At 52.8% G+C, this 24,742-nt stretch carries 22 protein-coding genes; 7 read left to right on the plus strand and 15 right to left on the minus strand.

What is annotated here, in order from left to right; all coding sequences use genetic code 11:
- Nucleotides 1-150 precede the first annotated feature (150 nt).
- Nucleotides 151-594: an NfeD family protein gene (locus IT781_RS04380; protein WP_194968925.1), complete on the minus strand. Its 444-nt coding sequence runs from the start codon at nt 592-594 to the stop codon at nt 151-153.
- A gap of 10 nt (nt 595-604) precedes the next feature.
- On the minus strand, nt 605-1,525 hold the full coding sequence (locus IT781_RS04385) for an SPFH domain-containing protein (protein WP_194968926.1): 921 nt from the start codon (nt 1,523-1,525) through the stop codon (nt 605-607).
- Between the two features lie 249 nt (nt 1,526-1,774).
- Between IT781_RS04385 and IT781_RS04390 the strand changes: the two genes are divergently transcribed.
- On the plus strand, nt 1,775-2,047 hold the full coding sequence (locus IT781_RS04390; RefSeq protein WP_228778923.1) for a hypothetical protein: 273 nt from the start codon (nt 1,775-1,777) through the stop codon (nt 2,045-2,047).
- A 103-nt stretch (nt 2,048-2,150) separates the two neighbouring features.
- Here the strand turns inward: IT781_RS04390 and IT781_RS04395 are convergent, their stop codons facing one another.
- Nucleotides 2,151-2,576: a heme-binding protein gene (locus tag IT781_RS04395; RefSeq protein ID WP_228778924.1), complete on the minus strand. Its 426-nt coding sequence runs from the start codon at nt 2,574-2,576 to the stop codon at nt 2,151-2,153.
- Nucleotides 2,577-2,767: 191 nt separating this feature from the next.
- The gene (locus tag IT781_RS04400) at nt 2,768-3,370 is read right to left on the minus strand and encodes an arylesterase (protein ID WP_194968927.1); all 603 of its coding nucleotides are present in this window, start codon (nt 3,368-3,370) and stop codon (nt 2,768-2,770) included.
- Between the two features lies 1 nt (nt 3,371).
- On the opposite strand from IT781_RS04400, the gene IT781_RS04405 reads away from it, so the two are divergent.
- The 3 genes from IT781_RS04405 to IT781_RS04415 all read left to right on the plus strand — a co-directional run bounded on the left by IT781_RS04405 (nt 3,372) and on the right by IT781_RS04415 (nt 7,061).
- On the plus strand, nt 3,372-4,061 hold the full coding sequence (locus tag IT781_RS04405; protein WP_194968928.1) for an ABC transporter ATP-binding protein: 690 nt from the start codon (nt 3,372-3,374) through the stop codon (nt 4,059-4,061).
- Complete coding sequence (locus IT781_RS04410) at nt 4,058-6,541, plus strand: ABC transporter permease (protein WP_194968929.1); 2,484 nt, start codon at nt 4,058-4,060, stop codon at nt 6,539-6,541. The genes IT781_RS04405 and IT781_RS04410 overlap by 4 nt, the downstream gene beginning before the upstream one ends.
- Before the next feature lie 97 nt (nt 6,542-6,638).
- Nucleotides 6,639-7,061: a glycine zipper family protein gene (locus IT781_RS04415; protein WP_194968930.1), complete on the plus strand. Its 423-nt coding sequence runs from the start codon at nt 6,639-6,641 to the stop codon at nt 7,059-7,061.
- Nucleotides 7,062-7,078: 17 nt separating this feature from the next.
- Here IT781_RS04415 and IT781_RS04420 read toward each other — a convergent pair whose 3' ends face one another.
- The 4 genes from IT781_RS04420 to IT781_RS04435 form a co-directional block, all read right to left on the minus strand.
- Nucleotides 7,079-7,828, minus strand: a complete 750-nt coding sequence (locus tag IT781_RS04420; RefSeq protein WP_194968931.1) for a tRNA1(Val) (adenine(37)-N6)-methyltransferase — start codon at nt 7,826-7,828, stop codon at nt 7,079-7,081.
- 137 nt (nt 7,829-7,965) lie between these two features.
- Nucleotides 7,966-11,973, minus strand: coding sequence for a hypothetical protein (locus tag IT781_RS04425; protein WP_194968932.1), 4,008 nt, complete (start codon nt 11,971-11,973; stop codon nt 7,966-7,968).
- Between the two features lie 204 nt (nt 11,974-12,177).
- Nucleotides 12,178-13,530, minus strand: coding sequence for a UDP-N-acetylmuramate:L-alanyl-gamma-D-glutamyl-meso-diaminopimelate ligase (gene mpl, locus IT781_RS04430; protein ID WP_194968933.1), 1,353 nt, complete (start codon nt 13,528-13,530; stop codon nt 12,178-12,180).
- Between the two features lie 15 nt (nt 13,531-13,545).
- Nucleotides 13,546-13,767: a hypothetical protein gene (locus IT781_RS04435; protein ID WP_194968934.1), complete on the minus strand. Its 222-nt coding sequence runs from the start codon at nt 13,765-13,767 to the stop codon at nt 13,546-13,548.
- A 72-nt stretch (nt 13,768-13,839) separates the two neighbouring features.
- Here IT781_RS04435 and apaG point away from each other — a divergent pair, with 72 nt between their 5' ends.
- Together apaG and IT781_RS04445 are read left to right on the plus strand one after the other, a co-directional pair.
- Nucleotides 13,840-14,217, plus strand: a complete 378-nt coding sequence (gene apaG / locus IT781_RS04440; RefSeq protein ID WP_194968935.1) for a Co2+/Mg2+ efflux protein ApaG — start codon at nt 13,840-13,842, stop codon at nt 14,215-14,217.
- 4 nt (nt 14,218-14,221) lie between these two features.
- Complete coding sequence (locus IT781_RS04445; RefSeq protein ID WP_194968936.1) at nt 14,222-15,049, plus strand: symmetrical bis(5'-nucleosyl)-tetraphosphatase; 828 nt, start codon at nt 14,222-14,224, stop codon at nt 15,047-15,049.
- Between the two features lie 146 nt (nt 15,050-15,195).
- On the opposite strand, the gene IT781_RS04450 is transcribed toward IT781_RS04445, so the two are convergent.
- Both IT781_RS04450 and IT781_RS04455 read right to left on the minus strand, forming a co-directional pair.
- Nucleotides 15,196-16,920, minus strand: coding sequence for a multicopper oxidase family protein (locus tag IT781_RS04450; protein ID WP_194968937.1), 1,725 nt, complete (start codon nt 16,918-16,920; stop codon nt 15,196-15,198).
- A gap of 82 nt (nt 16,921-17,002) precedes the next feature.
- On the minus strand, nt 17,003-17,497 hold the full coding sequence (locus IT781_RS04455; RefSeq protein WP_194968938.1) for a dihydrofolate reductase: 495 nt from the start codon (nt 17,495-17,497) through the stop codon (nt 17,003-17,005).
- A gap of 62 nt (nt 17,498-17,559) precedes the next feature.
- Here IT781_RS04455 and IT781_RS04460 point away from each other — a divergent pair, with 62 nt between their 5' ends.
- Nucleotides 17,560-18,576: an asparaginase gene (locus IT781_RS04460; RefSeq protein ID WP_194968939.1), complete on the plus strand. Its 1,017-nt coding sequence runs from the start codon at nt 17,560-17,562 to the stop codon at nt 18,574-18,576.
- A gap of 65 nt (nt 18,577-18,641) precedes the next feature.
- Here the strand turns inward: IT781_RS04460 and thyA are convergent, their stop codons facing one another.
- From thyA to IT781_RS04490, 5 genes are all read right to left on the minus strand, one after another.
- Entirely contained in the window at nt 18,642-19,475 is an 834-nt protein-coding gene (gene thyA / locus IT781_RS04465) for a thymidylate synthase (RefSeq protein ID WP_228778925.1), read from the minus strand.
- Nucleotides 19,459-20,253 carry a prolipoprotein diacylglyceryl transferase gene (gene lgt / locus IT781_RS04470; RefSeq protein WP_194968940.1) on the minus strand — a complete coding sequence of 265 codons (795 nt, stop codon included), beginning with the start codon at nt 20,251-20,253 and terminating at the stop codon, nt 19,459-19,461. The genes thyA and lgt overlap by 17 nt, the downstream gene beginning before the upstream one ends.
- A 378-nt stretch (nt 20,254-20,631) precedes the next feature.
- Nucleotides 20,632-21,687 (minus strand): YhcG family protein, encoded by a 1,056-nt coding sequence (locus IT781_RS04480; RefSeq protein WP_194968941.1) that lies wholly within the window; start codon nt 21,685-21,687, stop codon nt 20,632-20,634.
- 112 nt (nt 21,688-21,799) lie between these two features.
- Nucleotides 21,800-24,247 (minus strand): P-loop NTPase fold protein, encoded by a 2,448-nt coding sequence (locus IT781_RS04485; protein WP_194968942.1) that lies wholly within the window; start codon nt 24,245-24,247, stop codon nt 21,800-21,802.
- A gap of 234 nt (nt 24,248-24,481) precedes the next feature.
- Entirely contained in the window at nt 24,482-24,706 is a 225-nt protein-coding gene (locus IT781_RS04490) for an addiction module protein (protein WP_194968943.1), read from the minus strand.
- Nucleotides 24,707-24,742: the final 36 nt, after the last annotated feature.

The raw sequence follows: 24,742 nt of genomic DNA on the forward strand, positions 1-24,742 counted from the left end.
GCTTTGTCGAAGGGTGAGCGGAACAAGTCGTTAAGCCATTCATGGTTCGACAAGCTCACCACGAACGGCTTAACTTAGCGACGTTGGGCTTTAAATTAAAGGCGACTACCCAAAATAGACGTAAGCAAAGTTGCCCTTATAACTCAACGGCTATTCGACTTTTTCAACATCGAAGACAATACCGCGAATAGCCGTGATTCTTACCTTGGTATTGATATCGCAGTCTTCGCCATGTACCTTCCAGATCGAATCATCGACTTTTATCTTGCCCTGCCCATTCACGATCGGCTCATACAGGCTGAATACCCTGCCGATATACTGGGCGCCTCGCCTGTTCAACAAGGGCTGATCCGATACGATAGGATGCTTTTTTGCATAATACTGACCGGCAACGATGGCCAATACCGACAATACCGAGAATACACCCAGCTGAATGTCCAGGCTGATGGACGGCATCAACAACAGCAGACAGCCCGTTATGAACCCGGCAGCCGCCATCCACAGAAAGAAAAAGCCGGGCGCCAGCACTTCGATGATTAGCAGTATCAGCGCCGCCACCCACCAATACCAAAAAACAATTTCCAGTTCCGCCATGCTGCAACCTCTAAGCCGGAGGATTGGCTTTCGCCATCGCTTCTTTCGCCAGTTCCGAAATGCCGCCGATAGCGCCGATCACATTCGATGACTCCAGCGGCATAAAAATCAGCTTGCTGTTGCCAGCCGCGGCGATATGTTGCAAAGATTCGATGTATTTTTGCGCGACGAAATAATTAACGGCCTGGATATCGCCCTGGCTGATCGCTTCCGACACCATCAAGGTCGCTTTGGCTTCTGCTTGAGCCAGACGCTCCCGGGCCTCGGCTTCGCGGAATGCAGCTTCCTTGCGGCCCTCGGCTTCCAGAATAGCGGCCTGCTTCTCGCCTTCGGCGCGCAGAATTTCAGACTGCCGCGCGCCTTCCGCCTCGAGAATGGATGCGCGTTTCAAGCGCTCGGCTTTCATCTGCCGGCCCATCGCCTCAACCAGATCCTTGGGTGGCGCGATATCCTTGATTTCAATGCGCGTGACCTTGATGCCCCAAGGCGTCGTGGCATCGTCGACCACGGTCAATAATCGCGCATTGATATCATCGCGGCGCGACAACAATTCATCCAGGTCCATTGATCCCATCACCGTACGGATATTGGTCATAACCAGATTCAAGATGGCCCAGTCCAGCTTACTAACTTCATAAGCGGCTTTCGCAGCATCCATGACCTGATAAAAAACCACGCCGTCGACCGTGACCATGGCGTTATCCTTGGTGATGACTTCCTGCGAAGGCACGTCCATGACCTGTTCCATCATAATCATTTTGTTACCGATGCGGTCTATGACCGGCATGATAATATTCAACCCCGGCGTCAGTGTATTGGTGTATCTGCCGAAGCGCTCGACCGTATATTCCATGCCCTGAGGCACGGATTTAACGCTCATGAACACCAGCACCACGGCAAAAACCAGTAACGCTAAGAAAAACCCACTCATACACCCCCCTTATTTTTTATTTGCGAAAAAACTTGCCCGGCGCTCTGTTTGACATCTCTGTGCCATTTCATGAACACTTGCCGGCAAAGCCGGATACCGGGTTTTGAAATGCGGCCGTTCTGAATGAAGCCACAGTAAATTTTCGGAATCAAATCGATGAAACCTTTAAAATAACCGGCTGTGGTGAAATAACCGCTTGATTAATAATAATGCAACTTCATCCAAATGTAAGTTAACGGGTAAACAGCAATGATGATATACGCCGCTTTTAATATCGGAATCCTGACGATACTCTTTTTCGTTATCGGCATGATTAAGCCGCAATGGCCTTTATTTTTTCTGAAGAAACCGGATCGTTTCTGGATTCTCGCAATCTCGACCGTTTTGTTCATGATAACCATGACGCTTTACGGGGAAGGCAACCGGCGGGCAAAACTGGAACAAGCCCCCAAACATTCCCTGTCTCAAGACGCCGCACCAGTTCCGGTGCCTGAATCGGCGCCAGCCAAACCGGCCGAATAAAACTAAAATAAATTGGCCAATCTTTAAGAAGAACACAGGGTCTGGCTCTGTGTTCTTCTTAGACAGACACATTCTTTATATGGCGCCGCAGTGCCTGAACAGCCTAAATGCCGGCGATAAATCCCGCCGCCTCTATCCCGGCAATTGCGCAACGCTCGTCCTGATCGGACACATCGCCGCTGATGCCGACCGCGCCTATCAAGTTATTGCTCTCATCGCGGATCAGAACGCCGCCCGGAACCGGCATGATTCTGCCGTCGGTCATGCCGACCAAGGCACTCATAAAATCCGGCCGCTGTTCCGCCACGGCTTCCAGGCTGCGTGATGAAATACCCATGTTGACCGCGCCCCAGGCTTTGGCTGTGGCAATCTGCTGCCTGATCACGGTGGCGCCGTCTTCTCTCTGCATGGCTTTTAAATGACCGGCCTCATCCAGAACGACTACGGTCAGCGGCGCCAGCTTTAATTGCCGGGCTTTACGGGTGGCTCCTTGTATGATTTGGTTGGCTTTTTCCAGTGTCAGTTTCATAGGCAAATCTCTCATTGAATACCTGTTGTTGTTATAGAAAAACACCTTGATGCCGGCTACGCTATCGGTAAACCGGATTAGCTGTAATATAACGCGATTATTCCGTCTCGGCCAATGATTGGAGTCAGTACCAAGGCAAGGTTGGTCATTATCAATATTATCAAAGACTTCAATTTGCGCGTTATCCTGGGCTACTTTAACAACGGCTGCAAATGCTCCCAGACTTTATCCGCAATCATCGGTTGCGCCTTGGCATTGGGATGCAGGCCGTCCGGCTGCATCAATTCCTTCACCAGCGCGACATCCTCGAGAATAAAAGGCATATACGGCACGCCCAGTTCCTTCGACAATTGCGGATAAACATCATAAAACATTTCGGTATAGCGCTTGCCGTAATTCGGCGGGATTCGCATGCTCAATAACAGGACTTTTGCGCCGGCTTTCCGGGCGCGCTGCGTGATTTCAGCCAGATTGTCTTTCATCAGCTTGGGCGGCAGGCCCCGCAAGCCGTCATTGGCGCCCAGCTCCACGAGCACAACATCGGGTTTATGCGCAGCCAGAATCTTGTCTATACGCGCCAGACCGCCGGCCGTCGTATCGCCGCTGATGCTGGCATTGACGACCTTGTAAGGGCTGTTCGCCTGAGCCAGCCTGTCCTGCAGCAAAGCCACCCAGCCTTGTTTGACTTCAATTCCGTAGCCGGCGCTGATACTATCTCCGAGTACGACAATCGATTCGGCCAAGGCCGTCATGGGCATTAGCGAAACTATCAAGGCAAATAAAAACCTAATCATTATGCATCCTCAAGCTGATAAAACATCCACGCATCTTATAGTAACGAAACAGCTCGGTAAATCGGTCCAGACTTCCGACGGCCCGTTACAGATCCTGTCCTCGATCGATTTAGCCATCAGCGCCGGCGAAAGCATCGCCATTATCGGCGAATCCGGCTCGGGCAAATCCACCTTGATCAGCCTGCTGGCCGGCCTGGACACGCCCAGCGAAGGCTCTATTACGCTGAACGGCAAAATCATCACGGTCATGAACGAAGACGGCAGGGCGGCCCTGCGCAACGAACTGATCGGCTTCGTCTTCCAGTCCTTTCAATTGCTGCCCGGCCTGACGGCGCTCGAAAACGTCATGCTGCCGCTGGAGCTCAGCGGCGACAAGCACGCCAAAACCTCGGCCACGGCCCTGCTCGACAGGGTCGGCCTGTCGCACCGGCTGTCGCACACCCCCAAGCAATTGTCAGGCGGCGAACAGCAGCGCGTGGCCCTGGCCCGGGCGTTCGTCACGGAGCCGGCCATTCTGTTCGCCGACGAACCGACCGGCAATCTGGACAGCAAAACCGGCGAGCACATCATTGATTTGCTGTTCGAGCTGAATCAGGAAAACCGGACCACGCTGATCCTGGTCACGCATGACACGGCGCTGGCAGCACGCTGCCAGCGCACCATCAGGCTGGAAGCAGGACGTATCCTATGAACCGTTTTACTTTGGCGTTGCGATTATTGTGGCGGGACAGCCGATCCGGCGAGCTGACCATACTGGTATTGGCCTTGATCATTGCGGTCACGAGTTCGACAGCCATCTCGCTGTTCGCCGACCGCCTGCAGCGCACGATGACCGTCCAGGCGGCCGATTTTCTGGCGGCCGATCTGATCATCTCAAGCACGGCCCCGATTCCCGAGCCCTGGCTCGCCAAAGCCAACCAGCTCAAGCTGACCCAGGCTCAGACAGTCGAATTTTCCAGCGTACTGATAGAAAACGACGAATTGCTGTTGGCCGGCGTCAAGTCCGTCAGCGCCTTATATCCATTGCGAGGCCATCTGAAAACCACGACTTCGGATTACTCGGCCGAAACGAGCGTCGATAAAGGCCCGGCCCCCGGCACGGCCTGGGTCGACAAACGCGTTCTGTCTGCGCTGAAGCTCAAGCTGGGCGATCCCTTGACCGTCGGCGAAAAAAAACTGACCGTCAGCCGCATCATTACCTATGAACCCGATAAGCGCGGCGATTTTTACAGCTTCTCTCCGCGCGTCATGATCAACCAGCAGGACCTCGAAGCCTCCGGCGTTATACAGCCCGGCAGTCATGTGCATTATTTCTTTCAGTTCAGCGGCGACAGCAAGTCCCTGGCCGCCTTCAACCGCTGGGTCAAACCGCAGCTGAATCCATCGCAACGGCTGATGGACATTCATGAAGACCGGCCGGAGCTGGGCTCGGCACTGGAGCGCGCCGAGCGTTATCTGGGCCTGTCGAGCATCGTCGTGATTCTGATCGCGGGCGTCGCCATCGCCATGGCGACGCGCCGCTATACGGAACGGCACTTCAATACCACGGCCATACTGCGCTGCCTGGGCTGCAGGCAGCGCGAAATTCTCTGGCTGTACAGTTGCCAGTTCATCGTGCTGGGCATGCTGGCCAGCGCCACAGGTTGCCTGTTGGGCTGGTTTGCCCAGGAAGCGCTGTTCCATCTGTTAAGAAACCTGCTGCCCGCGCAGGTCGCCAGTCCCGGACTGCTGGCAATTTTCTTCGGCTTCATCACCGGCATGGTGATCTTGCTGGGCTTCGCACTGCCGCCCATCCTGCGCCTGAAACAAGTCTCAGCGCTCCGCGTTTTGCGCCGCGATCTTGAGCCTTTGCCGAGCAGCGCGTGGCTGATCTACGGTCTGGCCGTCGGCCTGATGTCGGTGCTGATCTGGCGTTATACCGACGATATCAAAATGACGGCGACGATTATCGGTGTCGGCTTGCTGGCGCTGCTGCTTCTGGGCCTGCTGGTTTATGGCTTGCTGATATTGTCGCGCCGATTGCTGCCGCACATGAGTCTGATCTGGCGCTTCGGCCTGCAGGGCTTGTTCAGGAACAGCCGGGGCAGCGTCAGCCAGATACTGGCTTTCAGCATGACGCTGGTAGCCATGGTGCTCAGCTTCACCGTGCGCACCGATTTGCTCGACAACTGGCACAAGCAGCTGCCCGAGCATGCCCCCAATCACTTCGCGCTGAACATTTTTCCGGATCAGCAGCAGGCATTTCAGCAAACGCTCGAGCAGCAGCAAATCGCCGGCAGCCGGTTTTATCCTGTCGTCAGGGGGCGTCTGGTCGAAATCAACCAGACGCCGGTACAGCAAATCGTCAGCAAGGACACGCAGGGCGAAGGCGCCACGCACAGGGAATTAAGCCTGACCTGGTCAAAAGACTTGCCCGAGGACAATAAAATCACGGCCGGCCGCTGGTGGCAGTCGGACCGGGCCGGACTGGTCTCCGTCGAGCAAAAACTGGCCAAGAGCCTGAAAATCAAAGTGGGCGACAAGTTGACCTTTACCGTCGGCAGCGAGCAGTTTGAAGCGACCGTATCCAGCCTGCGCGATCTGCAGTGGGACACGATGAAGCCCAACTTTTACATGATTTTCTCGCCCGGCACGCTGGAGAATTATCCGAGCACCTTCATCACCAGTTTTTATCTGCCCGAAAGCCGGAAAAACTTTTTAAACGATCTGATAAAAAAATTTCCCAGCACCACCCTGCTGGAAGTCGATCTGATCCTGCAGCAGTTCAAAACCATCCTGACCCAATTGACGGCGGCGATCAATTACCTGCTGTATTTTGCCTTGCTGGCCGGTTTCACTGTATTGTTCGCAGCGGTTTATTCGACGCTGGACGATCGGATTTACGACGGCGCCTTAATGCGCACGCTGGGCGCAAACCGTACGTTTCTCAGGAAAACCCATCTGATCGAGTTTACCTTGCTGGGATTGATATCTGGCTTGCTGGCTGTGTTGATTTCGGAAATTATCCTCTATACTTTATATACGCAGGTCATGCATATGGAATATACGCCCAATATCTACTTGTGGGCTGTCCTGCCGCTGATAGGCGCACTGTTCGTGGGCTTGGCCGGGTACTGGGGGGTGCGGGATGTGGTTAATAAATCGCCGCTGCTGGTTTTAAGAGAACTCTAATAATTATTGTTTAAATTACGCCGCCGCCATTCATGCGCTATTCAGAAAATATTATCTAAACTTCAAGCGAACAATCACTCAATACTAAGGTACTACAATGAAGAAATTAACAACCGTCGGCATCGTTTTCATGGCCAGTACGCTCATCACAGCTTGCGCCAATCAGGGGGGCGTAATGAACAGCTTTGGCGGTGGATGGACACCGACTGTCGATGCATACAATGATCCTAACGCTTACCGTCTCAATCAGGACATGGCTGAATGCGGACAAATCGCGGACCAAAGCTCCGGCGGCATGCTGAAAGAGGGCGCTAAAGGCGCCGCGGTAGGCGGTCTGCTCGGCGGCGCCAGCGGCGCGGCTTTAGGTGCGCTCACAGGCGATGCCGGCAAAGGCGCGGCCATAGGCGCGGCGGCAATGGCCCTCGGAGGCGGCGCCTACCAAGGCTATCAGGCAAGAGATTCCTACAAAAGAGCTTACTCCAGCTGTCTGAGACAACGCGGCCACCGCGTAATCAACTGATCCGATTACACCTCTGATCAATCGGATGCACAGGGATGTGTGTCGATTGCTTTTCCCTCTTTTAAAAACCGCAGCAAAAAAGTCGACAAGTAGCGTTCGCTGGCCTGCGTGTAAACGCCCGCAGATTCATAAACGATCAACCTCTCCTTTACCAGCGCAGCAGCCGTACGGCTGAAAATCAGCGCCGCAACCCTGGCCTTGCTGTGTGCAAAGCCAGAGTAATCGTTCTGCCTGATCAGATGGAAACCTGCCGCCGATGCGGCAGCGGCAAACTTCGGCACGGCATGAGCGGGCAGCAACAGATACAGCAGCCCCTGCGGCGACACCAAGCGATCGGCGACTTCGATCAAGTCGGCATAGCCAAGCTGATCAGTATGCCTGGCGGTATGCCTGAGCGAATCTTCGGCCCCGAGGTGGTTTTCGAAAAACGGCGGATTGCTGATGACCAGATCGTAAGGCCGCCCGGCCTTGAAGGCAAAGCTCTGGATGTCCTGATGCACCGCCTCCAGGCGATCCGCCCATGGGCTCGCTCCGAAATTGAAGCGGCATTCCCGATAAGCCTCTTCAGTCAGTTCCACAGCCGTCACGTGCCCGGCGCCCAGCTGTGCCGCCATCAGTGCCAGCAATCCCGTGCCCGCGCCGATATCGAGCGCCCGCTCGCCGCCGTTAACGGGCGTCATGGCGCCAAACAGGATACTATCGGTGCAGACTTTCATGGCCGACTGTTTCTGTTGCACCGAAAACTGCTGGAAATTGAAAACCGACATGATTAATTACTCATCGTCTTGAATAACTCATATTAAGAATGTCGCCGGAAAAATTGTAGGGTACGCATCGCGTACCATTTTCAAATTTTTCTGATGAACCAGCTCACAAAATGGTACGCAGTGCGTACCCTACAAAGCTACTTCTTCTGCTCAGCCGCTGCTTCTTCCTGCTTGACCGGCTTTTTTCTCCAGAAACCGCCGCTTGAGTAGCATTTCCAGCCCCATTTAAGCCAATTCAGCAGCGCAAAGGCCAGCCATAACGACCAGGCCAGCATGAGCAGCCGGTACACGAATAACGGCACCGAAATCAGCGTTGCGGTCGGCAGGGTCGATGGGCTTCTGTCCTGATACCAGTTCAGGTTGAACGCCGAAGACTGATTGCCGGTAATCTGCATCTCGGGCGATCCGAGCAGGCCCTGTTGGACGGCATCGAACAACAGGCTCAGCGATATCAACGTCAACAGGCCGATGGTCACCTGCATTATATTGAAATAGTTGGCCTGCGCAATCGGCCTGTCTGAGCGCCAGCCCAGGATCATTAACCAAGCGACCACAATCACGGCCGACTCGATCGGTATCTGGCTGAGCCCGATCAACAACAAAAACCAGTGCCAGCTCTTTAACGGCGTCAAACGGATTTTTCCCAGGCCCAGCGATACGATCACGATGACGGCCAGAACGCCCCAAAATAAAACGGCAGGCCCGAATTCGGGGCCCATCGTAAACAGTACCCAGCGGTCCTGGCCCAAGCCCATACTCAGGCTGGTGTTGACGCTGCCCTGCCCCAGATCCACCTCAGGCGTAGTTATGACGGGTGCCATTTCAAGCGCCTGCTGCCAGTTCAGCAGGATATCCTGCCTGCCGGGATGAATCGGCACGGTCAGCGTACGCCCCTTTTGCCGCAACGGCTGAATCACGCCGTCTACCATCACCGACTGCAGCACGGCGTTTTCGGGCAGGGTCAGCGTATGCTGCGCGCCTTGCGAACTGCGCAGGCTGATTTTCAGTTCGGCTTCCTGCAGGCGCTTGCTGGGCTTAATCATGAGCCGGCTGTCATCGATAGTCAGCGTTTGGCCTTCCACCGGCTGCGGCCGCGTGATTTTCAGCGTTACTTTCTCGCCAGGCCAGGGCCGCCATTCAGGCAGCCAGCGCCCTTCATGATTCTGATGGATCATGGCAATGCCCGACGCTTCGATATGCCAGATGGGGCTGACATCGGCTGCCCAGATTTCCCGCCAGCGGTCTGTCGGCGCCGCTGTCAATTCGATCTGCCCGGTTTTTTTCAGGACCGATTGCCATTCCATAAAAGTCTGCTGCGGCGGCATATTGACTTCGACTTTGCTGTCCTTTACGCGCACGCCCGCCGTCGTGACCGATTCGTCCGGCAGCAGCGGCACAGCGATGACCACGGCCGAATCGGCCGGTGAAATCCTGCTGATCTGCGTGATGACGCGCCAGTCCAGGCCCAGCTGCAAGGTGCGCTTGATGCTGACAAACGGCGGCAGGACGCCAGGCTCCAGGGCCGGCTTGCCGGCTTCCTGCGCCTGGCTGACGCGGCTGAATTGCAGCTGGCCGTCGACGCGGCCGTCTTCCTGCGTGCCGCTGACCTGCCAGCCAGCCGCTTCAATGGCGACGTGATGCGGCTTCAGCGGCAGCGGCAGCGTGAACCGGTTCAGCAGTGGCGCAGCGCTCAGCTCCACCTGGTGCTCGCCTTCGCTCAGGTTGATCCATAAACTGTTGCCGCTGCGGTAAAGTCCCTGGGCGGCTTTGCCGTCGACCGAGACCTGACTTGGAAACCATTGTTCGTATTCGGCAGGCAACGGCACAGCCACGGCTTGCCGGGCATGAATTTTTAACGTCAGCGTCAACGCCTTGTCCGTGATCGCCAGGTGCATCTGCGGAATCTGCGCGCAATCCGGCAGACAGTCGGGCGCTTCCAGTAGTCTGTTGCGCAATTCATCGAGCATGGCCTGATCGGGGAAATCGGCATGGGCCGGCTGTGGCGACAGCATCGGCAGCACTAGGAACCCCAGCAGTACCGGCATTGCGGCTTTCAGGTTGAATTTGAATTTTTCGGCGACGCCGAACATCAGCAAGGCCAGCACAGCGATCAGCCCTACGCGCAGAAAATTGAGCAGCATGGTCATGACCGGCGGCTGATACCACAAATGCAGTTCCTGCCCGCTGTCCACGGCGCCGTTCCAGGACAGCTGGATCTTGGTCCATTGCCATTGCGGCAGCCCCGGGCCGGTCTGGATTTTGGCGTTGGGATCGATGCGCTCGAAGTTGACGGCTTCGTCCTTTTCAACCGCGGCGCCGGATGCAGCCTGTTCCGGCATCGATTTCCTCATGGCCTGTTCCTCCATGTTCATGGTTTCCGGCGCCATCGCGGCCGTAGCCGGATACTCCGTCGGCAGGATGGTTTGCCAGGGCTGCTCCAGCTGCGGGTAAAGCCCCATGCGTATCTGGTCGACCATGAACGGGATTGCGGCCAGGACCAAAAACAGGCAGGTAACAGCGCGATACCAGTTCATGAAGCTCAAAAACCTGCCCGGCGGCAACACTTTAATCAGCGCCGTCGCAGCCAGGATATTGAGCCAGACAAAATGGGGCGCGTCGGGCTCATGCCAGATAATCACCAAGGTCAGCAGAGCGAACAATCCCCAGGCCGGATTCCACAGATGCCTGATCGCCAGCGCCGCGATCAGCACCAGAAACAAGTCCAGCAGCGTCCAGCGCGCAATCCAACTGTCCGGCACGTTGTCGACGCCGGAGGCCGCCAAAAGACGCCAGCCCGGCGGCAGGTTCAGCTCGGCATTGACGTTATGAAAATTCTGCTCCCAGCCGACCGCGCTGAGAGTGCCGATGCCGTCCGCTAGCCGGCTGTCGGCATCCAGCGTTATGCGGCCCTGCCTGACTTCCACGCCTTGCTTATCGGCATCGCGGGTGATGAGCTGGCTTTGGCCGTCCAGCATGACCTTGCCCAGCTGCGTCCTGGGCAAGGCATTAAGCCGCCAGCCCCGGGTCATGCGACCCGTGATCAGGTCATTGACCGTATAACCGGTTCCGTCAAAATCCAGCCACAATTTCCGCGTCAGGTTGAGCTGGTTCGGCTCGGGTTCCGGATCGCCCCGGCGTATCAGCTTGAAATGCATGGCCTGCCCCTGGCTGATGCGGTAGGCAGGCAGACTTTTCCAGTCCTCGGGCAGATTGGTCTGGCTTGGGTCGAGCGCGCTTAAGTCTTCAATTTCAACCACGCGCAGTTGCGGAACCGCATTGAACACCCAGACTTCCTCAGCCGGCCAGTCTTTGCGTACTGCAAACGGTATCGCGTCCAGTTCGCCCGCGCTTCTGGCCAGCAGCTCGATCTGCCAGCGGCCGGGACGCACCTGGACCAGCAGTTGCCCGTCCGGCTCCAGCCGGGCCGGCAGCGGACTTTGCAGTTGCAGCGGAATAAAGCCTTCCGGCAGAGGCAACGCCAGTTTGATTTCGCGTTGCGCGCCAGAGACTTCCAGATCCATGCGCGTTAAAACCTGTAGCGGCACATCATCGATGATTTTACGGAACACCTGCAGATCAAGGCTGTCCCGCTGGTCTTCGAGCTTTTTCCGGCCGCTGTCGCTGTCTTTCAGCCACAGCTGTCCGTCTTTAATGATGGGCGTCTGTATGGCGTTGCCGTTGATATGCAGGCTGATCAGTCCGGTATCCTCAGGAATGGTCAGATTGTCCGGCAGCTTGTCCCAGAGAAACTGACCTTTGATCTCGTAAACGCCGGCTTCGAGCAGAACCTTCGGCCTGCCGTCTTTGTCCATGACCAGCGCCGGTTTGTCGTTAGCCGTTACGTTAAGCGGCCAATAGTTATGGTCGCCCGGCAGGCTGAGCCAGCTTTCCTGATAGACTTTCCAGCTGATCGTGAACGCGCCTTTTTCAGGTGTGATATCGAGGCTTAGCTGAGTCGGCCAGCTGCAGCGTTTTTGCTCATAGCTGTTGTATAGGAAAGGACAGATGCGCTCCTGATCATGCTGCAGCACCCAGTTGACCCAGGGCTTGAGCGGCTCCGGCACCTGCTCCAGCGTCAAGGGTTTGGCCGGTACGGCCGGGGAAAGAAATAGCGTAATTAGTAACAGCCAGATGATACGACTCATGATGCGCTCCCGGGTCAATCCATGTTGTTTTTATTTACTGCGAAGCCTCCAAAAGCTTCGCGGCATTTATAGTTAAGGATTCGGCTAAAAATAACATCCCGTTTTTATGGTCCCGTGGGAGCGATGCCCACATCGCGACTAAAGACCGCCGCAAGTCGCGATGTGGGCATCGCTCCCACAGGCGCCGTTATTGATTGCCGAATCCTAACTCAATTCATGCTGCAGGCGCTGATAGATGCCGCCGAAGCTACCATTGCTCATCAGCACGAAATGGCCGCCATGGCGCGCTTCCAATTTAAGTTTAGCGATAATTTCATCCAGCGACTGGCAGATTTCGATATTGCCGGCGTATTTTTTCAGCGCGCTCAAATCCCAGCCTAGGCCCGGCGGCTGGTAGATCAAAGCCTGATCGGCGCCCCCCAAAGATTGCGCCAGCGTTTGCGTGTGCACGCCCATGCGCATGGTATTGGACCTGGGCTCCACGATGGCAATGATGCGCTCGCCCCCGACCTGTTTGCGCAGGCCATCCAGCGTCGTCGCTATCGCGGTAGGGTGATGGGCAAAGTCATCATAGATCGTGACATCGTTGATGCGGGCGATGACTTCCATGCGCCGCTTGACGTTCTGGAATTTCGCCAGCGCCGTTATGGCATCGGCGGGCAGGATGCCGACATGCTGGGCCGCCGCGATCGCGGACAGGGCGTTGTAGACATTGTGCCGGCCGGTCAGGGTCCAATCGACCGTGCCCTGCTCCTGGCCGTTCAGCAATACCTTGAACTGGCTGCCGTCGGCCTGGATCAACCGGGCATTCCACGGCGCATCGGCGTCGATCGAGGTATGGGTGACCGGCGTCCAGCAGCCCATGGCCAGGACATCGTTGATGTTGGCTTCGCTCTCGGGGCTGATGATCAGGCCCTCGCCCGGCACCGTGCGCACCAGATGGTGAAACTGGCGCTTGATGGCGTCGAGATCGGGGAAGATATCGGCGTGGTCGTATTCCAGATTGTTCAGTATGGCCGTGCGCGGGCGGTAGTGGACGAACTTGGAGCGCTTGTCGAAAAAGGCGCTGTCATATTCATCGGCCTCAATGACAAAAAACGAAGATTCGCCGAGCCTGGCCGAAACACCGAAATTCAGCGGAATGCCGCCGATCAGGAAACCGGGCTTGAAGCCCTGGTGCTCGAGTATCCAGCTCAGCATGCTGGTGGTCGTGGTCTTGCCGTGCGTGCCGGCTACGCCCAGCACCCATCTGTCCTGCAATACATGCTCCGACAGCCACTGCGGGCCCGATACGTATTTAAGCCCCCGGTTCAGTGCCGCTTCGACTTCCGGATTGCCGCGCGACAGGGCATTGCCGATGATAACCAGATCGGGCTTGCCATCGAGGTTTTCGGCGCGATAGCCTTCCATCAGTTGTATGCCCTGCTGTTCGAGCTGGGTGCTCATGGGCGGATACACGTTCTGGTCCGAACCGCTGACCTGATAGCCCAGCTGCCTTGCGATCAACGCGAGGCCGCCCATGAATGTGCCGCAAATGCCTAAGATGTGAATATGCAATGTCTTATCCTATAGCTAGTAATTATTGCTTCTGCTCCGGTTTACCGGCATCCCGATGGACAGGCTATCCTCTTGCAGAAGCTTGAAAATGATTTCGTGGGTAGTTTTCTGGCCGGCCATGACGTTTTGCTTATCGGCCGCAGACATCGCCGCCGCGGACAGTTCTTTGCTATCTTGCGCGTAAGCCATGCCGGACAATGCGAACGATAGAATAAAAAAGCCGGCTTTGCGTTTCATGCGGAACAGGTGCTTGCGTTTGGCGGTAAGTTACGATCAAATAACCCCATTATCAATTTATATCATCTAATAATGAGCGAAAAAAACAAAATATTAGTTGAAGCCAAGCCGCGTTTCGTGGAAGCGCAATCTTCTCCTGATGAGAACCGCTATGTTTTCGCCTACACGATCACCATTACCAATGCCGGCGAAGTCCCTGCCAGGCTGCTGACGCGCCACTGGCTGATTACCGATGCCAACGGCAAGGTCCAGGAAGTCAGGGGCGACGGCGTGGTCGGCGAACAGCCTTACATCAGGCCCGGCGAAACCTACAGCTACACCAGCGGCGCCATGATAGCGACGCCGGTCGGCACGATGCAGGGCAATTACACGATGCATTCCGATGACGGCAATGATTTCAATGCCTATATTCCTCGATTCACACTATCAATCCCCAGGACCCTGCATTAATAAAATGTCTATCTATGCCATCGGCGATATCCAGGGCTGCCATGATGAGCTATTGCGGCTGCTGGATACAATCAATTTCAACGAGAACACGGACCAGCTCTGGTTCGCCGGCGATCTGGTCAACCGCGGACCTAAGTCGCTGGAAACGCTGCGGTTTGTCAAAGCCCTGGGTGATGCCGCCGTGACCGTGCTTGGCAATCATGATCTGCATTTGCTGGCCGCGGCCTGCTTGCCGGAACAGGCCGGCAAGCACGACACGCTGGCGCCGGTTTTGAAGGCGCCGGACCGCGATGAATTGCTCGATTGGCTCAGGCACCGCCCGCTGTTTCATTACAACGACGATTTCTGCCTGCTGCATGCCGGCCTGCCGCCGCAATGGGACTTCAACAAGACCCGGAAAATGGCCTTATTTGCCGAGAGAGCGCTGAGAGGCCCCGATTATCAGCGGCTGCTGACGCACATGTACGGCAACAAGCCCGACATCTGGTCGCCCACGCTGACCGGCATGGCCAAACTGCGGTTTATCCTCAATTGCTTCACGCGCATGCGTTATTGCGATGCTTACGGGCGGCTCGATCTCATCAATAGCGGGCCTTTGGGCTCCCAGCCTGAAAAACTGATGCCCTGGTTCCAGGTGCCCAAACGCAAAAACGCCAACCTGCGCATCATCTTCGGCCACTGGTCCACGTTGGGCTACTATGAAGGCAATAACTGCTATGCCATCGATACCGGCTGTCTTTGGGGCGGCCAGCTGACCGCCTTGAAGCTGGACGGGCAGGTGCAGCGTTTCAGCATTGACTGCCCCGGCGCCAGGAAGCCTGGCAAGGTTTAGGATAGGGCGAGAAATCACTTCCCGAATTTTGACGAGCGACAAGGTGTGGGGGCGAATACCCGCAAGGGGCACAAGTGAATGCGCCCCTACATCGCGATTTAAAACCACCCCGCCAGCGCGACGTAGGATCGCTCCCGCCTCGGCTTTCAGTGCACGTAAAAGTTCCGCATCATGCCCAGATCCTCATGTTCCAGATTGTGGCAGTGATAAAGATACAAGCCTTTGAAATCCTGAAACGGCTTGATGATTTCGACTTCTTCCCCGGGCATGACCAGCACCGTATCTTTCAAGCCGGAGTCGACAAACCCGTGTCTGACGGTCTCGTAGTCTTCCCTGTCGACATGCCCCTCTTTGCGCGACAGAACCTGGAATTGCTGGCCGTGCAGATGGATCGGATGCGCCATCGCCATCATCATACCTCCTATCATGCCGCCGCCCATCTCATCCCTCATGCCCATGCCTCCACCTCTGCCGCCCATGCCGCCATGGTCCATACCTTCCATGTCATGACCGCTAGTCTGCGAAGCCATCTCATGCTCTTCATGAGGATGAAAGATCTTGATCTTCTTGATCGAACCCACTTTGACCTTCTCAATCTCCATGACTTCATCCAGTGAAAAAGGCCTGCCGTTCACCAGCGGCCTCATATGCCTCTCGGTAATCGCAATCGGCAGCGGGTTATCGGCGTTATCGACATCTTTTTCGGTCAGCCGCTGACGGCGCACTAATTGCACCGGCAGTTTGGGGGAATCGCCGACTTTTTCGGTGACATGGAATATCGCAATCGGAAATTTCTCACCTTGCCCTAAGCCGCCCGACATCATGCCCATGCCGCCCATCATGCCCCTGCCGCCTTGACCGCCTCCGCGCATACGTTGCATGCGCTCAAACATGGGCGGCATAGTCCCGCTGAAAGGCAGGCTGTACATGGCGAGTTTCGAGCCGACCGGACGGCCGCTGAAATCCAGCCATAAATCGATCCGGTCGCCCGGGGCGAGCATGACATAGGGTTTGGTTTCCGGCTTTTCCAGCAGACTGACATCGGTCCCGATCGCCGTCAGCGGCGTACCGTCATCCCAGCCCAGCTTATAGATGCGCGATGCCGAACCATTCAGCGCCCGGAACCTGTAAGCGCGCGACTTGACGGCAAACTCGGCATTGGGTTTGCCGTTGACCAGAATCGTATCGCCCAGAAAACCCATCATGCGGTCGTGCATGCCGCGCACGTACTGCAGCTGGCTGTTCCTATTGAATTGCTTGTCCTGGATGACCAGCGGCAGGTCATATTCGCCGGTCGGCAGGCTCAGCTTTTTTTCTTCCTCATCGGTCACTTTCAGCAAACCGGCGAGTCCGAAATAAACCTGCGAGCCTGTCAAATTATGCGCATGCGAATGATAAAAACTGGTGCCGGCGTTGTTCAGGACTTCATATTCATAGACAAAGCGTTCGCCAGGCTCGATCGAATACATCGGATGGCCGTCGCTTTTCTGCGGCACATGCAGGCCATGCCAGTGCATGATCGAATGCTCGAACAGATTATTGTCGAAGTAAATTCTGACTTTCTGGCCTTTGGCAAAACTGAGAGTCGGTCCCAAATAGTTGTCTTCGAACGACTGCACCGTGTTTTCAGGGCCTTTCAATAATTTTGCGAAGTATTTCTGTACCTTGGTTTTAGAGCCGTTGTTCAGAATAGGCACGAACACTTCGCGCGCCGAGAATTCGATTTCCACATCGGGCTTAAAGCCCGGCGTCGGGCTGCTTCTTGCCGACTTGGGATTGGCCAGCAGCAGTTCGGGAAACATCGCGGCCGCTGCACCGAAAGCGGAATACTGTAAAAACTGACGTCTGCCGTAATTGATTGAGTGAGTCATTTTTACCCTTCCTTATGCCTGATAGTATTTGGTTAACAGACCAGCCTATGCCCTTTAATCCCGCCTCGCTATCAGCATTAATTCAAGTTATTGATTTTTCGTATTTTATAAAACTGTAGCTGAATCCGGCATCGGGATCGTTGTCAATATCCTCGCGCGACACCTCAGTCCAATGCCGGGTATCGATTTCCGGGAAAAAAGCATCGCCTGAAAATTCTTTATTGATCAAAGTCACATAAAGCGCATCGGCCCTCGATAGCATCGCTTTATAAAGCTCCGAACCGCCGATTACAAAAATCTCCTGGAACTTTTGACCGCAACTTTCTATCGCTGTTTCAATATCGTTGAAAATCAGGCAGCCTTCCTGCTTATAGGCCGGGTCCCTGCTGATGATCACGTTCGTGCGGCCGGGCAAAGGTCTGCCTATCGATTCATAAGTTTTCCTGCCCATCAAAATAGGCGAACCCATAGTGATTTGCCTGAAGCGTTTAAGATCGGCCGATAAGTGCCACGGCAGTTGATTATTGATGCCGATGACGCGGTTGCTCGCCATCGCGACGATAAGTGATATTTTCATTTGAATGCGCAAATCGCTTTGATATTCTTTAAGGTATTATTAATAAAACACTGCATCATACTATGAAAAATATTCTGGTTGTATTCACAGGTGGAACCATCGGCTCCACGGCGGTCGGAGGCACCATCAACACCTCCGATGCGGCGCCGTACAAATTGATCCAGTTGTTTCAGAAGCACCACGCCAGCCGGGAACAGATCAGTTTCCACAGCGTCCAGCCCATGCAGATCCTGAGCGAGAACCTCGCGCCGGTGGTCTGGGAAAAGCTGATCGCCGTCATTGAGGCTGAAGATATTGACCGCTACGACGGCGTCATCATCACGCACGGCACCGATACGCTGGCTTTCACCGCCTCGGCGCTCGGCTTGTATTTCAATGCGCTGGACATTCCGATTCTGCTCGTTTCCAGCGACAGCCCGCTGGATGATCCCCACGCCAACGGCCTGCCCAATTTCATCTGCGCCGTTGAGTATATTCTGCAAGGACGCGGAGCCGGCGTTTTTGTCCCTTACACCAACCGCAACCAGACCACGCAACTGCACCGGGGCACGCGCCTGGCGTCGTCGCTGCAACTGGGCGGCGATTTCATGAGCGTGCAGGGCAAGAGCCATTGCCGGTTCGTCACTGGCGCTTTTACCCGAAACGGCTTCATGGATACGGAAAAACTGCGCCAGCCTGTGGCGCTGAAAGCCGATTTCTCCAAGCGCGTGCTGCTGATCAGGCCGTATCCGGGGCTGGATTACCGCTATATCAATCTCGATGCGGTCGATGTGGTGCTGCACGACTTATACCATTCCGGCACGGCCTGTTCCTCGACGCAATGGGGTGATCAGTTTTCGCTGCTGGCCTTCATCAGACAATGCCGAGAGCGCGGCATCAAAGTCTATCTGGCCCCGGCGGTCAAATCCGACAACGCTTACGAAAGCACGCGCGAATTACTGCAGGAAGGCGCGGAAATGATCTGGAACATGTCGCTGGAGACGGCCTATGTGAAACTGCTGCTGGCCTACGGCAATTTCAGCGACGAGCGGCAGATCATGGACTTTATCGATCGGGATGTGGCCTGCGAGCATGTGTAGGCCGGGTCGAAGCTTTGCTTTAAACCCGGCATAAGCCACTGGAAATGCTGGGCTATCAACCCAGCTCACACGGAAATCGGCGCTCTAATGGCTTCGTGCGCCTGATAATCGGCAATCTCGAAATCTTCATACTGATAATCAAATATCGATGCCGGCCTGCGCTTTATTTTCAACGTCGGCAGCGCATAAGGCTGACGCGTCAATTGCAGCTTAGCCTGCTCCTGATGATTCAGGTAAAGGTGCACATCACCACCGGTCCAGATAAAATCACCGGCTGCCAAATCGCTCTGCTGAGCCAGCATATGCGTCAATAACGCATAACTGGCAATATTGAACGGCACTCCCAGGAACGTGTCGCAGCTGCGCTGGTAGAGCTGACAAGACAGCTTGCCGTCGGCCACATAGAACTGAAAAAACGCATGGCAGGGCGCCAGAGCCATCTTGCCCTGCGCAACATTCTGCTGCGGGCTGATGCGCTCATCGGGCAGTTCGGCCACATTCCAGGCCGAAACGATGATGCGCCGGCTGTTCGGCGTCTCTTTCAGTTGATCTACAACCTGCTGGATCTGGTCTATATGCCCGCCATCAGGAGTCGGCCACGAGCGCCATTGCCGCCCGTACACAGGCCCCAATTCGCCCTGCTCGTCGGCCCATTCATCCCAGATGCTGACTTTATGCTGATGCAGATAAGCCAGATTCGTATCGCCTCTCAGAAACCACAGCAATTCATGGATAATCGATTTCAGATGGACTTTTTTAGTCGTGACCAACGGAAAGCCGTGATCCAGAGCAAAACGCATCTGATGGCCGAAAATCGACAATGTGCCGCTGCCCGTTCTGTCGCCTTTCAGGCTCCCTTCCTTCAGAATTTTATTGAGCAGATCAAGATACTGTTGCATGGACTTTTCTATGGGCAAAATAAAACATCAAGACGCCGATGATGATCATGGGCGTAGACAGGATCTGCCCCATCGTGACCCAGTCCAGGGCCAGATAGCCGATATGCGCATCAGGCATTCTGAAAAACTCGACAAAAAACCGGAAGCAGCCGTACAGCATGACGGCCAGTCCCGTCGCGGCCATGGTCGGCCGGGGCTTGCTGGTGTAAATCCACAGAATCGCGAATAACACGACGCCTTCCAGAAAGGCTTCGTACAATTGCGAAGGGTGACGCGGCAGCGGCCCGCCGTTCGGGAACACCATGCCCCAGGGCACATCAGTGGTCCGGCCCCACAGTTCCGAGTTGATAAAGTTGCCGATACGGCCGGCGCCCAGGCCGATAGGGGCAAGCGGCGCGATGATGTCGGTCAGTTGCAACATTGTGCAGTGTTGTTTCCTGCCGAACAGCCACATCGCGATAAATACGCCCAGCATGCCGCCGTGGAACGACATGCCGCCCTGCCAAATCTTTAACAGAATCAGTGGGTTATTGAGAAATTCGCCGAAGTTGTAGAACAGAATATAGCCGATTCTGCCGCCCAGAATCACGCCCAGGGCGCCGTAGGTCACCAGGTCTTCTATCGCCTCGGGCCTGATCGGCGACCACGGCTTTTCGGCTCTTTTTTTGCCCAGCACCCAGACCGCGGCAAAGCCTAGCAGATACATCAGGCCGTACCAGTGAACTTTCAAAGGGCCGATGCTGATGGCGATCGGATCGATATTCGGATAAGTTAGCATGATTTATTAAATGTCGTAGTCAGTGATTAAAGGATATTGATTTTTAAGCATTTTTCTATTTTATTTGCCATAGATAATTTGAAAAATGACGCAAATAATGACAAATTTCAGAAATCGTGACAAAAAAATAATGGTCGATGTTGCGATTGACCTGTCGCGGACCTTCCTGACGAACTATCCGGAATTTCCGGATAGTTCGTCCCGGCTCCAGTTCACCTTCCTCGTAAATATTTTGCAAGTGCTCATTAATGGTTCGCACATCCTTCTAAAACAGTTCAGCCATCAGCGCCTGTGTTAGCCATAGCGTGTCTTCCACGAACCGACATTCAACTCGGGTTTTACCGTCTTCAATTTCGTACAACAGAAATTCGCCAGAAATCATTGGTTACTATCCAATTGGTCGCCGCCCAATCGTTGCCGAGAGCTACGGATAACATCATGCAGCTTTTGTTGCAGCACCGCTTTGGGCGGCAGTTCGGTCAGGTATTCGGCGACATGGATGCCGGCCTGATCCAATTCCAGCAATTCGATTTGTTCCTGTTTTTTACCGCTACACAGGATAATACCTAACGGCGAGGCCTCGCCGGGTTCCTGCTCGTATTTTGCCAACCAGCGCAGGTAGAGCTCCATCTGGCCTTTGTCAGCAGCTTTGAATTCGCCCAATTTCAGGTCAATAGCCACCAACCGTTTCAAGCGGCGGTTGTAAAACAACAGGTCGATGTAAAAATCGTCATTGTCGATCTGCAAGCGCTTCTGGCGAGCTACAAAGGTAAAACCCGCGCCCAACTCCAGCAGGAAGTTTTCCAATTCGCGCAGGATGGCGTCTTCCAAGTCTTTTTCCAGGTAACGGTCATTGAGTTGCAAAAAATCCAGCACATAGGGATCTTTAAATAACAGACAAGGCTCTAAGGCGTCCGATTTCGCCAGTTGTTCCAGTTCGGCAGCAATGGTCTGTTCGGGGTTCTTTGATAAGGCGGTGCGCTCGAACAGCATGGAATCGATACGCTGTTGCAGCAGACGTGTACTCCAACCTGCGGTGCGGCACATTTGCACATAGAAATCGCGTTTGAGCGGATCGTCAATCGCGATAAGTTGCCGAAAGTGGCTCCAGCTCAATTTTGCACACAGTGTCTGCAAAATATCGGCATCAGGAAACACTTCGGCAAAGCGGATCATGTAAGCCAGATTGCGTTCGCTCCATCCTCGCCCGTATTCAAGGCTTAATTTGGACGATAACCCCGGCAAAATCTGTTGGCCGTATTCTGCGCGTCCACCTTTTAGGATATCGGAACGGATGCGTTGACCTATGTGCCAATACAGCAAGCTTAATGCCGAGTTGACGGTAACAGCGAGCCTGGAACGGCTTTCATCTATGAGTTGGCGAATATCTTGCAACAGCGCCTGAGATTCGATAACGGGCAATAGAGGTTTCATTGTGTTGGCTCCGTGTCGAAGTACATCAATAAGGGCTGAATAAATTGATCGTTGGTAAAACACAGCTTATTAAATCAACGACACTGGTCCTATGCCCTATTGATTCTTAAAGTCATTTTCCGTAGTTTTTCTCAGCGGAAGAGATTGCTGCATTTAAATTCTCTTCAAGTGCATGGCGCATTTCTTTGAGGGGATTACCTAGCCAAATTGATTCTAATCCCCTCTTGCTAGCTTCACTCAAAATCGGCTCGTATTGAGACTCCATGAACTCATAAAAGGCTCTAGTTCTATTGACCCTCAATTTTATTTTTTCTACAACATTTCGCTCTTCAGTTATAGCTTGAGAAATATCTTTTAGCTTATCCCAAACTGTCTTATCCGATATAAACGTATCCATCATTATATTTTCAACAAACGTAAAATCCCCAAGCAAGTTACGAACAATATGCCCGCCAAGTCTACTTGGATAATAACTACTCGCAAGAGAGGCTTTTCCATGTGATGAGGTATGAATAAATCTTAACTCACACAAATCTGACAATACATCTAATGTATCAGTCTCCGAATAACCAATAGAATTTAAACGATCTCTAATAGTTGGTGCGTCAAGAAAGTTGGAACCGTTTTCACTGTTCAATTTAACTAGAGCCGATAAAACAAAAAGTCTCAATAGCTCGCCATTTGACCTTCCAAGTCTGGAATCTAATGGATTTCCGATAACCGAATATTTTTCGCTATAGACGGATTGATTCCCAAGCAAAATTGAACGAAATGCCTCTTGTCTTGGCAAAGTGTAACGTCCATCTCTTTGATACGTATTTAATGCTTTAGCTGGATCAGTATACCCCCTTGCAAGGAACTCTCTTGTCATTCTCAATGCTAATCGAACATCATGATTAGAAAGAACATCAATTCTTGAACCAACTTCAGTTCCTAAAACCGAACTTCGAACAATCTCAATAAATACCGATAAATCGCTAACCTTAAAATTGGCTCCGTTTAATGCCTTGAATTCACCTGATATGTTTGATAAAAGTTTTCCCGCCATAAAAAATCTTCTTGATAAAACTGCTGGTATTTCAGGCGGTTCAATATGAAGTGGATCGAAGTCAAACGCATTAAAAGTAGGCGAATTGCGATGATTTACATACGTAGATTCACGCATTGCCATTATTAGATTAAGATTCAGTCGGCTAGCTAACGCAATTGCGTCAGAGAATATATTCGACTGAACGCTTTCATCTTCAAACTGGTCAACATTATCTATTACTAAAAATATGGGGCTTTTTCTTGTTCCGTATGCAAGTAACTTATCAACATATGGCTCTATATTTGTGTAATCAGCCATTATAAGTTCGGATATTTTCTTATCAAATTCGTCTTGATTTTTGGCGACAAGAAACATAGGCCCAGTCTTTAGGGACTCTATCTCATCTCTATATGCTGACCGTATCGACCTATTGTATTCTTTGAAAAAATCATCTTTTTTTAGATACTCAAATAAACATTTATACAAAAAGCTTATCGGACTTTCATTTTTAGAGAAGTCTCGAAAATCAATATCTATCCAGTGAGGATATGCTTTATCATTTGATTTCTCAAAAAACTTCCCAGCTGTTACCTTCCTTGTGTATTGTAAAAAAGTAGTTTTTCCTGTACCTACTGTGCCTAAGATTAAAATTGCTAAAGGACGAGAAGAAGACAATGCTGAATTAAGAGAGTCACTCAATGCAGCAGAATCTTTCTTTCTCATTGGTCTTTTTGGCTGAGTAGCAAATAGAGATTCACTTTTTTTCAGATGCATTTGAATTCTATTGTCAAACTTAGTCCTATCTGGATTTTTTACATAACATTTTTCCAACAATTCAGTATCTGCTTCCACAATAGAATCAGAGAATGCAGTAAGAACCGCATTCTCAATCAGTGGATAAATCGGATTAGGAAGTTTTGTAGAATTTCCCTTAAAAAAACAATTTAATCTACGTTCCTCAATTTGATCTATGTTTCTTCCGAGTAATTCAATAGCCAGATTGCCATCGATCACTCCATCTCTGGATAGTAAAGACTTAAAATGCCCAATTTCCTCACCTAATGCTCTCTCTAGAGAATCAAAGACAATAACATTTGATTCGGCAAACGATACTTGATCAGTCCTTACTGCTGGAAATATAAGCCAAATGGCCCCGTTGGTGACTACCGCAAACGGAATAGACATCTTACGACAGTAATCCCTCGCTTGAAGGATTGCTTGCCCTATATCATCTTTCATTATTTGCCCAGATAGTTTTAACTTCTTGCTTTGCGGAATAGAGCTAAAGCTTGCCCCAACTCTTTTTGCTTCAATTAGAAAAGATGTGTTGGCTGTTCTAATAATATAGTCAGCGTATGTTGTTGCACCATCTTCTGAAACGCGCTCTTCATAGGAAATATCATCATCAGTCCATCCAAGCACATCTTCCAATATTCGATCTATCAATTTTTTTCTAGTTTCTGCCTCATTTGCGTTGTGAAGATGCAATCGAGCATGTCTAGCGATCAAACCTTTTTCAATATCGTTCATATTTAACTATTCATTAATTTCCGGCCAAATTAAAAAATTATTACCCACGTGGAGCGAGATAAATATCCCACTCGACGAGAAAACATGAAGTCCTGTGGCCGGAACATCGGTTACAGTAGACGCCAAAAAATGAGGCACGAATACCAGTCGTCATAACCTAACCAAATTCTATATTTTCGTAATAATCGATTGCCCTGTTGAATTCATCCTCCGCATCAGGATGAAACATGAAGTTCATTGCTCAAATCGCTGCCATATTTTCTCGAATACCTTTTCTCCGGGTACGGCATCTACCGAGCCGGACCGCAATTCCGTTAACCGTTGCGTTGCCGTAACCACCCATTTTTTATCGATTTTCGATTCCGGTTGGTTAAGACTACAAAGTAGTGAATCCACGACTAATACGCGTTCTTCTACCGGAAGTGAAACCGCTTCGTCGATTAGCTCTTGTGTATTCATTTCATCACCTATAGTTAGCGGTCTTAAATGCTAGAT

The sequence above is a fragment of the Methylobacter sp. BlB1 genome (assembly GCF_015476545.1).
Taxonomy (GTDB): Bacteria; Pseudomonadota; Gammaproteobacteria; order Methylococcales; family Methylomonadaceae; genus Methylobacter.

What these genes read in the sequence shown, in the direction of transcription:
- IT781_RS04410 (WP_194968929.1), top strand. Translation starts at nt 4,058, where the DNA reads ATGAACCGTTTTACTTTGGCGTTGCGATTATTGTGGCGGGACAGCCGA.
- IT781_RS04390 (WP_228778923.1), top strand. Translation starts at nt 1,775, where the DNA reads ATGATGATATACGCCGCTTTTAATATCGGAATCCTGACGATACTCTTT.
- IT781_RS04485 (WP_194968942.1), bottom strand. Translation starts at nt 24,247, where the DNA reads ATGAACGATATTGAAAAAGGTTTGATCGCTAGACATGCTCGATTGCAT.
- lgt (WP_194968940.1), bottom strand. Translation starts at nt 20,253, where the DNA reads ATGCTAACTTATCCGAATATCGATCCGATCGCCATCAGCATCGGCCCT.
- IT781_RS04420 (WP_194968931.1), bottom strand. Translation starts at nt 7,828, where the DNA reads ATGTCGGTTTTCAATTTCCAGCAGTTTTCGGTGCAACAGAAACAGTCG.
- apaG (WP_194968935.1), top strand. Translation starts at nt 13,840, where the DNA reads ATGAGCGAAAAAAACAAAATATTAGTTGAAGCCAAGCCGCGTTTCGTG.
- IT781_RS04385 (WP_194968926.1), bottom strand. Translation starts at nt 1,525, where the DNA reads ATGAGTGGGTTTTTCTTAGCGTTACTGGTTTTTGCCGTGGTGCTGGTG.
- IT781_RS04460 (WP_194968939.1), top strand. Translation starts at nt 17,560, where the DNA reads ATGAAAAATATTCTGGTTGTATTCACAGGTGGAACCATCGGCTCCACG.
- IT781_RS04455 (WP_194968938.1), bottom strand. Translation starts at nt 17,497, where the DNA reads ATGAAAATATCACTTATCGTCGCGATGGCGAGCAACCGCGTCATCGGC.
- IT781_RS04400 (WP_194968927.1), bottom strand. Translation starts at nt 3,370, where the DNA reads ATGATTAGGTTTTTATTTGCCTTGATAGTTTCGCTAATGCCCATGACG.
- thyA (WP_228778925.1), bottom strand. Translation starts at nt 19,475, where the DNA reads ATGCAACAGTATCTTGATCTGCTCAATAAAATTCTGAAGGAAGGGAGC.
- IT781_RS04480 (WP_194968941.1), bottom strand. Translation starts at nt 21,687, where the DNA reads ATGAAACCTCTATTGCCCGTTATCGAATCTCAGGCGCTGTTGCAAGAT.
- IT781_RS04380 (WP_194968925.1), bottom strand. Translation starts at nt 594, where the DNA reads ATGGCGGAACTGGAAATTGTTTTTTGGTATTGGTGGGTGGCGGCGCTG.
- IT781_RS04490 (WP_194968943.1), bottom strand. Translation starts at nt 24,706, where the DNA reads ATGAATACACAAGAGCTAATCGACGAAGCGGTTTCACTTCCGGTAGAA.
- IT781_RS04435 (WP_194968934.1), bottom strand. Translation starts at nt 13,767, where the DNA reads ATGAAACGCAAAGCCGGCTTTTTTATTCTATCGTTCGCATTGTCCGGC.
- IT781_RS04415 (WP_194968930.1), top strand. Translation starts at nt 6,639, where the DNA reads ATGAAGAAATTAACAACCGTCGGCATCGTTTTCATGGCCAGTACGCTC.
- IT781_RS04405 (WP_194968928.1), top strand. Translation starts at nt 3,372, where the DNA reads ATGCATCCTCAAGCTGATAAAACATCCACGCATCTTATAGTAACGAAA.
- IT781_RS04450 (WP_194968937.1), bottom strand. Translation starts at nt 16,920, where the DNA reads ATGACTCACTCAATCAATTACGGCAGACGTCAGTTTTTACAGTATTCC.
- IT781_RS04425 (WP_194968932.1), bottom strand. Translation starts at nt 11,973, where the DNA reads ATGAGTCGTATCATCTGGCTGTTACTAATTACGCTATTTCTTTCCCCG.
- IT781_RS04445 (WP_194968936.1), top strand. Translation starts at nt 14,222, where the DNA reads ATGTCTATCTATGCCATCGGCGATATCCAGGGCTGCCATGATGAGCTA.
- IT781_RS04395 (WP_228778924.1), bottom strand. Translation starts at nt 2,576, where the DNA reads ATGAAACTGACACTGGAAAAAGCCAACCAAATCATACAAGGAGCCACC.